Here is a 10076-nt window from a genome sequence, read left to right as displayed (position 1 = left end):
CGGCACGGCGGTGCCCGGCTCGACACGCTGCTGCTGGCGCCGCTGCGGCAGCGGCTGGACGGCCACCGCGACGTCGTGCTCGTGCCCACCGACACCCTGCACGCGGTGCCGTGGTCGCTGCTCCCCTCGCTGGCCGACCGCGACCTGCACGTCGCGCCGTCCGGCAGCGCCTGGGCCCGGGCGGCCGCCCGCCCGGCGCCGTCCGGGCCCGACGTGTACGCCGCCGGGCCCGGGCTCGAGCACGCGGACGACGAGGTCACGGCCCTGCACGCGATCGGGGGCGGCGTGCTGCTGCGCGGGCCCGCTGCGACGGCCGGGGCGGTGCGCGAGGTCATGGAGGGTGCCCGGCTGGTGCACGTGGCCGCGCACGGCAGCTTCGACGACGACAGCCCGATGCTGTCGAGCCTGCACCTGGCCGACGGGCCGCTCAACGTCTACGACCTCGAGGGCCTCGCCCAGCCGCCGGGCACGGTGGTGCTCGCCGCCTGCCACTCGGCGGTCGCGCGGGTGCACCCCGGCGACGAGCTGCTCGGCGTGGCCGACACCCTGCTGCGCCTCGGTACCCGCACGGTGGTCGCGACCAGCATCCCCACGCCGGACGCCGAGACCGCGGTGCTCGTGCAGGCGTTCCACGCGGGGCTCCGGGCGGGCCGCGCGCCGGCGCCGGCGCTGCGCCTGGCGCGGGCGCAGCTCGACCACGACGAGCCGGCCGCGCTCGCCACCGCGGCCGGCTTCGGCGTGTTCGGCGCCTGACCTCGGCCCGACGGGCTCAGCGAACGCTCGCGGCCGGCTCGAACCAGCCGCCGAGCCCGGGCCAGTCGGGGTGCTCGGGCAGCTCGGCGACGAACGCCTCGGACACCTGGCGGGCGTCGGCCCCGGCGCCGGCCGCGACCACGCGGCGGGCGATCTCGGCGGCCACCAGCGGTGCGGCGAACGACGTGCCGCTCCACCGCGCCCAGCCGCTGAACTCGACGTCCGCCTCGCTGCCGCTGCCCGGCCAGGTGCCGTGCACGTAGCTGCTGGCCAGGCCGACGCCGGGCGCCGCCACGTCGACCCAGTCGCCGTAGTTCGTGAAGCGGGCCGGTCGGCCGGTCTCCGGGTCGTACGCCCCGACGGCGACCACCGACGGCAGGGCGGCGGGCCAGAACGGCCGGCTGCTGCGGTTGTTGCCGGCCGCGGCGACCACGACGCGGTCGCGGGTGACGGCGGCGACGGCGCGGGCCAGGGCCAGCGGCAGCCGGTCCTGGCGGGTGTAGCCGCCGAGGGAGAGGTTCACGACGGGCGCGCTGGTCGACAGCAGGCCGAGCGCGATGCTGGTGTCGTCGCCGAAGCCGTCGCTGTCGAGCACCCGCTGCTGCTCGGTCGCCAGGCCCGGCGCGACGCGCTGCACGAGCCCGGCGATGAAGGTGCCGTGCCCCGCCTCGGCGTCGAGGTAGTCGTCGTGGTCCTCGTCGAGCGGGTCGACGTCGGCGTCGTCCAGCCCCAGCACGCTGGCCCGCACCTGCGGGTCGACCTTCGCGGCGAGGCCGGTGTCGAGCACCGCCAGCGCCGGCGCCGACGGGTAGCCGCCGCCGGGCAGCTCCAGCGCGTCGCACCGCTCGGGGTCGGATCCGGGACCGCCCTGGTAGAGCGGTTCGCCGGTGAGCACGTAGTTGGGGCTGACCCACGAGCCCGCCCGCGCGGCCTGCGCCTTCAGCTCGCGGGCCAGGGCCGGCAGGTCGACGCCGCCACCGCCCACGTGCCACACCTCCACGTCGGCGTCGTGCCCGGCGAAGCGGTGGTTCGTCTCGGCGTGCCGCTCGGGCGTCGCGCCGACGTCGGCCGCGTGCAGCACGTCGCGCCCGCCGCGGTCGACCAGCAGCTGGCGCGGCCGGAACAGGTACCCGCCGTCGAGGTCGGTGCTGCCCACCCGGTCGGGTCGGGTGCGGTTGCGGGCCGGCGGGTGGTGGGCCATGCGGTTCCTCCAGGTGCGGGGACGGTCGATGGTGGCGCACACCGCCCGCGACCGGAAGGGCCGACGGGCAGGCGGGCGCGCGGGTGCGGTCAGGCGGTCAGAGGGGACGGGCCGTCAGGCGCGCTCGAGGCGGCACAGGTCGTCGTGGGTGACGAGCGCGTGCACGCTCCAGCCCTCGGTGCGGGCCAGGCGGCAGGCCTCGAGCAGCTGCCGCCCGGCGGGCGTGGTGGTGCCGATGCGCCGCCAGCCGGCGCCCTCGAGGTAGGCCCACGAGCACGCCGACCGTCCCGCCGACGTCCAGACCCGCAGCACCCGGCGGTCGTGCAGCACCGCGGGGGAGTCGGTGCGGTGCGGGGCGATGGCGGTGACGGTCATGGCGTGCCTCCTGCGGCGGTGCGGCTGCTGGGGGCCCGCACCGTGCGGACCCACCGGAGCAGAGCGCCCCGTCGCCGCCCTGATACGCCGGGCGGCCAGGAGATCTACAGCTGGTCGGTCGCGAAGGTGTCGCAGGCCTCGAGGGTGCCCTCGGTGTAGCCGCGGGTGAACCAGCGCTGCCGCTCCGCCGACGACCCGTGCGTCCAGGTCTCGGGGTTCACGCCGCCGCCGGACTGCTGCTGGATGCGGTCGTCGCCGACGGCGGACGCGGCCGACAGCGCCGACGCGACGTCCTGCTTCGTCAACGGCTGCAGGAACGGGTCGCCGTCGACGTCCTGGGTGCTCGACGCCGCCTTGGCCCACATGCCGGCGTAGCAGTCGGCCTGCAGCTCGGTGCGCACCGAGCCGCCGGTCGCGCCCGATCCCTGCTGGGCGCGGCCGAGGTCGCCGAGCAGGTCCTGCACGTGGTGGCCGTACTCGTGGGCGACGACGTACTCCTGTGCCAGCGCTCCGTCGTCCGCGCCGAACCGGGTGGTCAGCTCGTCGAAGAAGCTCGCGTCGATGTAAGCCAGCTTGTCGCTCGGGCAGTAGAACGGCCCGACGGCGTTGGACGCCGTGCCGCAGGCCGACTGCGTCTGCCCGGAGTAGAGCACGGTGCGGGCCTGCACGTACTGCGTCCTCGCCTGCTGCGGCAGGGCGGTCGCCCAGAACGCCTGCACGCTGTTCACCGTGCCGACCACGCGGCACTCGACGTCCCTGTTCGCGTCCTCGCCGGTGCGGCAGCGCGACACGTCGCTCGTCGAACCCGGCTGCGGGTCGCTGCCACCGTTCAGGAGCGACGACGGGTCGGTGCCGGTCAGCAGCGAGATGACGATCACCACCAGCAGGGCGCCGCCGCCGAGGCCGCCACCGACCGCGACGCCCCTGCCGCGGCCGCCGCTGCTGACCTGGCTGGTGTCGAGGTTCGCGTTCGGATCGAAGGTCACGCGAGCAGCGTAGGATGGATCCCGAGATCGGCCAGACGCCCGACCAGTGCAGTGACGGTGTTGCTCCGCCGTCCGCCCGCGTCCACCTGAGGGGTCGTCCGTGATCACCGCGTCGAACATCGAGCTGCGCGCCGGCGCGCGCGTGCTCATCGAGCAGGCCTCGCTGCGCGTCGCCCAGGGCGACCGCATCGGGCTGGTCGGCCGCAACGGCGCCGGCAAGACGACGTTCACCAAGGTGCTCGCCGGCGAGGGGCAGCCCGCCGCCGGCACCGTCACCCGCACCGGTGAGGTCGGCTACCTGCCGCAGGACCCGCGCACCGGCGACCTCGAGGTGCTGGCCCGCGACCGCATCCTCGCCGCGCGCGGTCTCGACGTCACGATCCGGAAGCTGCGCGAGGCCGAGGTCGACATGGCCAGCGACGACGACGCCGTCCGCGACAAGGCGATGACGCGCTGGGGGCGGCTCGACGCCGAGTTCGAGTCGAAGGGCGGGTACGCCGCCGAGAGCGAGGCAGCCAGCATCAGCAGCAGCCTGTCGCTGCCCGAGCGCGTGCTCGGTCAGCCGCTGCGCACCCTCTCCGGCGGTCAGCGCCGCCGGGTCGAGCTGGCCCGCATCCTGTTCAGCGGCGCCGACACCCTGCTGCTCGACGAGCCGACCAACCACCTCGACGCCGACTCGATCGCCTGGCTGCGCGACTACCTGAAGGCGTTCTCCGGCGGGCTGATCATCATCAGCCACGACGTGGCGCTGCTCGAGGTCGTGGTCAACAAGGTCGTGCACCTCGACGCCAACCGCTCGGCCCTCGACCTCTACAACGTCGGCTGGAAGACCTACCTCGCCCAGCGGGAGACCGACGAGAAGCGCCGCCGGCGCGAGCGCGCCAACGCCGAGAAGAAGGCGTCGACGCTCATGCTGCAGGCCGACAAGATGCGCGCGAAGGCCAGCAAGGCGGTGGCCGCGCAGAACATGGCCAAGCGCGCCGAGCGGCTGCTGTCGGGCCTCGACGACGTGCGGGCCAGCGACAAGGTCGCCAAGCTGCGCTTCCCCGACCCGGCGCCGTGCGGCCGCACCCCGCTCACCGCCGAGGGGCTGTCGCGCTCGTACGGCTCCCTCGAGGTGTTCACCGACGTCGACCTCGCCATCGACCGCGGCAGCAAGGTCGTCGTGCTCGGGCTGAACGGCGCCGGCAAGACGACGCTGCTGCGGATGCTCGCCGGCATCGACCCGCCCGACACCGGCGAGGTGCTGCCCGGCCACGGCCTGCGGCTCGGCTACTACGCGCAGGAGCACGAGACGCTCGACACCTCGCGCAGCGTGCTCGAGAACATGCGCTCGGCCGCACCCGACCTCGGCGACACCGAGGTGCGCAAGGTGCTCGGGTCGTTCCTGTTCAGCGGCGACGACGCCGAGAAGCCGGTCGGCGTGCTGAGCGGCGGCGAGAAGACCCGCCTCGCGCTGGCCACGCTCGTGGTGTCGGCCGCCAACGTGCTGCTGCTCGACGAGCCCACGAACAACCTCGACCCGGCCAGCCGCGACGAGGTGCTCGGCGCGCTGCGCAGCTACGCCGGGGCCGTCGTCCTGGTGACGCACGACGAGGGCGCGGTGCACGCGCTCGAGCCCGAGCGCGTGCTGCTGCTGCCGGACGGCGACGAGGACCTGTGGAGCCCCGAGTACGCCGAGCTCGTCGCCCTCGCCTGACACGCTGCGTGACCGCGCAAGGTCACGATTCGGGCAGAACGGTGGATATTCGCGACCTCAGGGCGCACAGTGGTCACCTCGGGTCGACAGGAGGGGAGCCACGTGGCGGAGGTCAGGAAGTTCGCGCGGATCACCGGCGAGGCCCGCACGCAGATGTCCCAGCACGTCGTCGCCGAGTACAACCAGGGCCACAGCATCCGCGAGATCGCGGAGGAGACCGGCCGCTCGTACGGGTTCGTGCACCGCGTCCTGCGCGAGAGCGACGTGACGCTGCGCGGTCGCGGCGGGCCGACCCGCCGTCCGCGCCGCTGAACCGCGCCGCACGGCGCACCGGTCGACGACGATTGTCGGACGTGGCGCCTAGAGTCGCCGCGTGACCGTGTCCGAGCCCCTGCCACGCCTCGATCCGGCGCTCATGCGCGCCGGCCGGGTCGGCGTGCGCCGCCACGGGCCGGTGCTGCACGTGCTGCTCGACCGGCCCGAGGCGCGCAACGCGCAGACGCCGGCGACGTGGCGCGCGCTGGCCGCCGTCGGGCACCACCTGCCGCCCGAGGTGCGCGTCGTGGTGCTGCGGGGCGCGGGCGCGTCGTTCAGCGCCGGTCTCGACCGCGCGATGCTGGGCGGTGGGCTGCCGGGTGAGCCGGGGCTCGCCGAGCTCGCGACGCTCGACGACGCGGCGCTCGACGCGGCGATCGCCGGGTTCCAGCGCGCCTTCACCTGGTGGCGCCGGCCGGACGTCGTGACCGTGGCCGCGGTGCAGGGCCACGCCGTCGGTGCCGGGTTCCAGCTGGCGCTGGCCTGCGACCTGCGGGTGGTCGCCGACGACGTGCGGTTCGCGATGCGCGAGACGTCGCTCGGGCTGGTGCCCGACCTCGGCGGCACCGGGCCGCTGGTGCGGGCGGTCGGCTACCCGCGTGCGCTCGAGCTGTGCGTGACGGGGCGCTGGGTCGGCGCCGAGGAGGCGGTCGCCACCGGGCTGGCCCAGCTCGCGGTGCCGGTCGCCGCGCTCGACGGGCTGGTCGACGACCTGGTGGCGGCCCTGCTCGCGCCCGACCTCGACGCGGTGCGCGAGGAGACGGCGCTGCTCGACGGCGCCGAGCACCGGTCCGAGCGCGACCAGCTGGCCGCCGAGCGGGCCGCGCAGGGGCGGCGGCTGCGTTCGCTGCTGGCGCAGCGGGCCACCGGCGGGAAGCGCGCTCCCGGCGGCGGCGTTGCACCGCCGGACCAGAGCGAGGAGCAGGCGTAGATGTCGATGATGGGTGGGGCCGGCTGGCAGACGATGCGGTCGATGCGCCGCGACCCCAGCGTGGCCAAGGCGACGCTGAGCAAGGGCGTGTGGCGCCGGATCGCCGGCTTCGCCGTGCCCTTCCGCAGGCAGATCACGGTGTTCCTGGCGCTGGTGGTCGTCGACGCGCTGCTCGTGGTGGCGACCCCGCTGCTGCTGCGGCGGATCATCGACGACGGCATCGGCGGCCGCGACCGCGGGCTGATCGTCACGTCCGCGCTGCTGGTCGCCGGCATCGCGTTGATCGACGCCGTGCTCGGGCTGCTGATGCGGCTGCTCTCGGCGCGCATCGGCGAGGGCCTGATCTACCGGCTGCGCGTGCAGGTGTTCGAGCACGTGCAGCGCATGCCGATCGCGTTCTTCACCCGCACCCAGACCGGCTCGCTGGTGTCCCGGTTGAACAGCGACGTGGTCGGCGCGCAGGCCGCGTTCACCGGCACCCTGTCGTCCGTCGTCTCGAACGTCGTCAGCCTGGTGATCGTGCTGGTGACGATGCTGCTGCTGTCGTGGCAGATCACCGTCGTCGCCCTGATCATGCTGCCGCTGTTCGTCATCCCCGCCCAGCTGCTCGGCCGGCGGCTGGCGAAGATCAGCCGCGAGTCGATGCAGCTGAACGCCCAGATGGGCCAGACGATGACCGAGCGGTTCAACGTCTCCGGCGCGCTGCTCGTCAAGATCTTCGGTGACCTTCCCCGCGAGACCGCCGCGTTCGCCGGCAAGGCCGAGCGGGTGCGCGACATCGGCATCACCCAGGCGATGTACGGCCGGCTGCTCTTCACCGCCCTGACCCTCGTCGCCTCGCTGGCCACCGCGCTGGTCTACGGCGCCGGCGGCTGGCTGGTGCTCGAGGGCGGACTGACCGCGGGTGCGCTGGTCGCGATGGCGGCGCTGCTCGGCCGGCTCTACGGCCCGCTCACCGCGCTGTCGAACGTGCAGGTCGACGTGATGACCGCGCTGGTCAGCTTCGACCGGGTGTTCGAGGTGCTCGACCTGAAGCCGCTGGTCGACGACCGCCCGGGCGCCGTCGCGCTGCCGGCCGGCCCGACGTCCGTCGAGCTCGACCACGTGGCGTTCCGCTACCCGCGGGCCGACGAGGTGTCGCTGGCCTCGCTCGAGTCGGTCGCCGTGCTCGACACCGCCGACTCGCAGCAGGTGCTGCACGACGTGTCGTTCCACGTCGAGCCGGGGCAGACCGTCGCGCTGGTCGGGCCCTCGGGTGCCGGCAAGACGACGATCACCGGCCTGGTGGCCCGGCTGTACGACGTCCAGGAGGGCACCGTGCGGGTCGGCGGGCACGACGTCCGCGACGTCACCCTCGCCTCGCTGCACCGGGCGGTCGGCGTGGTCAGCCAGGACGCCCACCTCTTCCACGACACGATCCGGGGCAACCTGCTCTTCGCCCGGCCCGAGGCCACCGACGCCGAGCTCGAGGGTGCGCTGCGCGACGCGCAGATCTGGCCGCTGGTCAGCGCCCTGCCCGACGGTCTCGACACCGTCGTCGGCGACCGCGGGCACCGGCTGTCCGGTGGTGAGAAGCAGCGCCTGGCGATCGCCCGGCTGCTGCTGAAGTCACCTGCGGTCGTCGTGCTCGACGAGGCCACGGCGCACCTCGACTCCGAGAGCGAGGTGGCGGTGCAGCGGGCGCTGGCGACGGCGCTCGAGGGCCGCACCGCGATCGTCATCGCGCACCGGCTGTCGACCGTGCGCGAGGCCGACCAGATCCTCGTGGTCGAGGACGGCCGGGTCGTCGAGCGCGGCCGGCACGCCGAGCTGCTCGCGCTCGGTGGCGTCTACGCCGACCTGTACCGCACCCAGTTCGCCCAGCAGGACGAGCGTCCGGCCGCCGGGGTGCTGGCGGGTCTGGGCGACGAGCCCGGGGTCACAGCGCGCGGGTAGCCCCGCCGTCGACCGGGATCGCCGCACCGGTCAGGTACGACGCGGCCGGCGACAGCACGAACGTCGCGACCCGGCCGAACTCCGCCGGCTCGCCGTAGCGGCGCAGCGGGATGCCGGCCTCCGAGTCGCGCCGGTTCGACGCCGGGCGCCCGCTGGCCTCGTCGAGCTCGCGCACCCGGTCGGTGTCGATCCGCCCGGGCAGCAGGGCGTTCACCCGCACGCCGCGCGGCCCCGCCTCGTCGGCCAACGTCTTCACCAGCATGGCCAGCCCCGGCCGCAGGCCGTTCGACACCGCCAGACCGGCGATGGGGGAGCGCACCGAGGTCGAGAGCACGAGCACGATCGACGAGCCCTCGACCGACGTCGCGTCGATCACCGCGCGGGCCAGCCGCAGCGGGCCGAGGAACACGCTGTCGAAGGCGCTGCGCCACTGCTCGTCGGTGATCTGGTCGGTGCTGCCGGGCGGCGGGCCGCCGACGCTCACCAGCGCGCCGTCGATGCGGCCGTAGCGGGCCATCGCCGACGCGCAGAGCCGGCCGGGCAGCTCGGGGTCGGTGAGGTCGCCGGGCACCGCCAGCACCGTGCCGGGGGGCGCCTGCTGCACGAGGCCGTCGAGCGCCTCGGCCTTGCGGGAGCTGACCACCAGCCGGGCGCCCTCGGCGAGCAGCTGCTCGGCGCCCGCTCGGCCCAGCCCCCGCGACGCACCGGTGACGACGTACACGCGATCGGCCAGCCCCAGGTCCATGGTCCTACTGTCCCAGATCGTCCTCGTCGTCGGCGTCCCAGATGCGACGGCGTCTCGGGCGCGCCGGCCGCGGTGCCGGGGCGGGGTCGCCGTCGACGGTGTCGGCCGCTTCCAGCCGGTCGGCTGCGAGCCGCAGGCGGTGCCGGCGCAGCCACAGCGGGAACCCGAGCCCGAGCGTCGCGAACAGCAGCCACTGCACCGCGTACGAGAAGTTCACGCCCTCGCCGCCGTCGACCTCGGGCGGGTCGAGCGGCGCGGGTGCCGTGGCGGGGCCGGGCTGCTCGGTGAGCAGCGCGCCGTACGCCGGCACGAGCGGGCTGGCCGACCCGGTGGGCAGGCCGGCCAGCCGCGCCACCTCCGGCAGGTCGATCGTCGCCAGCTGACCGGCCGGCAGCGTGCCGGCGCGCGGCGGCTCGCCGCGCCGCAGCATCACGGTCACCCGCACGTCGCCGCCCGGCGCGGCCGGCACCGCGTCGGGCCGGTCGCCCGGCCGGTCGCCCTGCGTGCCGCCGGGGATCCAGCCGCGGTCGACGACCACGGTCGTGCCGTCGGCCGTGGTCAGCGGCACCAGCACCTCGTACCCGTACGTCGGCTGCCCGGTGCCGCCGTCGTGCGGCCGGTTGCGCACCAGCAGCGTGCGGTCGACGTCGTAGCGCCCGGCCACCTCGACGCGCCGGTAGGTGAGCTGCGGGTCGAACGTCGTGGGGCCGCCTCGGGCGGGTGGCCGCAGCAGCTCCTCGAGCGGCACCACCCGCGCTGCGGTGTTGCGCTCGACGAGGTCCGACTTCTCGTGCTTCGCCTCGTACCGGTGCCACTGCCAGCGCCCGAGGAACGCGCACGCCACCGCGAACACCAGGGCCAGCGCCCACAACCCGACGGTCTCTGCCGTGCTCAGCGGCGCCGTCCGCACCGACGCCGCCGGCTGCCGCCTCGGCGTCGCGGTCGAGGCCCCGGACGTCACCCCTCGACGGTATCCCGGCGCCGCACCGCCCCGACGTCCCGCCCCGCTCGCCTCCCGCCACCTGCTGCCGAGTTGTCACCTCCTGGGGTCCGGGCGGGTGCTCCGTGCCCCGGAAGTGGCAGCTCGTCGGGTGCGGCGTCCGGGTGGCGGGGGCGCATCGTCCAGCGGTTGACCG

General features: G+C 75.2%; 10 protein-coding genes. 5 read left to right on the top strand and 5 right to left on the bottom strand.

Going from position 1 to position 10076, the window contains the following annotated elements; translation table 11 throughout:
* Nucleotides 1-753: CHAT domain-containing protein (locus ACYVI6_RS10805; RefSeq protein WP_460446374.1), on the top strand; the 753-nt coding region annotated here is incomplete at its 5' end.
* A 16-nt stretch (nt 754-769) separates the two neighbouring features.
* On the opposite strand, the gene ACYVI6_RS10800 is transcribed toward ACYVI6_RS10805, so the two are convergent.
* The 3 genes from ACYVI6_RS10800 to ypfJ all read right to left on the bottom strand — a co-directional run bounded on the left by ACYVI6_RS10800 (nt 770) and on the right by ypfJ (nt 3315).
* On the bottom strand, nt 770-1954 hold the full coding sequence (locus ACYVI6_RS10800; protein WP_460446373.1) for a S8 family serine peptidase: 1185 nt from the start codon (nt 1952-1954) through the stop codon (nt 770-772).
* A 114-nt stretch (nt 1955-2068) separates the two neighbouring features.
* Nucleotides 2069-2329 carry a hypothetical protein gene (locus ACYVI6_RS10795; RefSeq protein WP_460446372.1) on the bottom strand — a complete coding sequence of 87 codons (261 nt, stop codon included), beginning with the start codon at nt 2327-2329 and terminating at the stop codon, nt 2069-2071.
* A 104-nt stretch (nt 2330-2433) separates the two neighbouring features.
* The gene (gene ypfJ, locus ACYVI6_RS10790) at nt 2434-3315 is read right to left on the bottom strand and encodes a KPN_02809 family neutral zinc metallopeptidase (protein WP_460446371.1); all 882 of its coding nucleotides are present in this window, start codon (nt 3313-3315) and stop codon (nt 2434-2436) included.
* A 100-nt stretch (nt 3316-3415) separates the two neighbouring features.
* On the opposite strand from ypfJ, the gene ACYVI6_RS10785 reads away from it, so the two are divergent.
* The 4 genes from ACYVI6_RS10785 (at nt 3416) to ACYVI6_RS10770 (ending at nt 8195) form a co-directional block, all read left to right on the top strand.
* On the top strand, nt 3416-5014 hold the full coding sequence (locus tag ACYVI6_RS10785) for an ABC-F family ATP-binding cassette domain-containing protein (RefSeq protein WP_460446370.1): 1599 nt from the start codon (nt 3416-3418) through the stop codon (nt 5012-5014).
* A gap of 102 nt (nt 5015-5116) precedes the next feature.
* Nucleotides 5117-5326, top strand: coding sequence for a helix-turn-helix domain-containing protein (locus ACYVI6_RS10780; RefSeq protein WP_460446369.1), 210 nt, complete (start codon nt 5117-5119; stop codon nt 5324-5326).
* 103 nt (nt 5327-5429) lie between these two features.
* On the top strand, nt 5430-6260 hold the full coding sequence (locus ACYVI6_RS10775; protein ID WP_460446376.1) for an enoyl-CoA hydratase/isomerase family protein: 831 nt from the start codon (nt 5430-5432) through the stop codon (nt 6258-6260).
* A 9-nt stretch (nt 6261-6269) separates the two neighbouring features.
* Complete coding sequence (locus ACYVI6_RS10770; RefSeq protein WP_460446375.1) at nt 6270-8195, top strand: ABC transporter ATP-binding protein; 1926 nt, start codon at nt 6270-6272, stop codon at nt 8193-8195.
* On the opposite strand, the gene ACYVI6_RS10765 is transcribed toward ACYVI6_RS10770, so the two are convergent.
* A complete protein-coding gene (locus ACYVI6_RS10765) occupies nt 8179-8940 on the bottom strand; it encodes an SDR family oxidoreductase (RefSeq protein ID WP_460446368.1) in 762 nt (253 codons plus the stop codon). The two genes, ACYVI6_RS10770 and ACYVI6_RS10765, sit on opposite strands and share 17 nt — an antisense overlap.
* A gap of 4 nt (nt 8941-8944) precedes the next feature.
* Nucleotides 8945-9901, bottom strand: coding sequence for an SURF1 family cytochrome oxidase biogenesis protein (locus ACYVI6_RS10760; protein ID WP_460446367.1), 957 nt, complete (start codon nt 9899-9901; stop codon nt 8945-8947).
* Nucleotides 9902-10076: the final 175 nt, after the last annotated feature.

This window comes from Angustibacter aerolatus, assembly GCF_054776675.1.
Note: the sequence above shows the minus strand (reverse complement) of the source record. Positions and strands in the feature narration are given on the sequence as shown.

Excerpts from the sequence above, each read along its gene's own strand:
- ACYVI6_RS10800 (WP_460446373.1), bottom strand. The coding sequence starts at position 1,954 with ATGGCCCACCACCCGCCGGCCCGCAACCGCACCCGACCCGACCGGGTG.
- ACYVI6_RS10795 (WP_460446372.1), bottom strand. The coding sequence starts at position 2,329 with ATGACCGTCACCGCCATCGCCCCGCACCGCACCGACTCCCCCGCGGTG.
- ACYVI6_RS10775 (WP_460446376.1), top strand. The coding sequence starts at position 5,430 with ATGCGCGCCGGCCGGGTCGGCGTGCGCCGCCACGGGCCGGTGCTGCAC.
- ACYVI6_RS10770 (WP_460446375.1), top strand. The coding sequence starts at position 6,270 with ATGGGTGGGGCCGGCTGGCAGACGATGCGGTCGATGCGCCGCGACCCC.
- ACYVI6_RS10765 (WP_460446368.1), bottom strand. The coding sequence starts at position 8,940 with ATGGACCTGGGGCTGGCCGATCGCGTGTACGTCGTCACCGGTGCGTCG.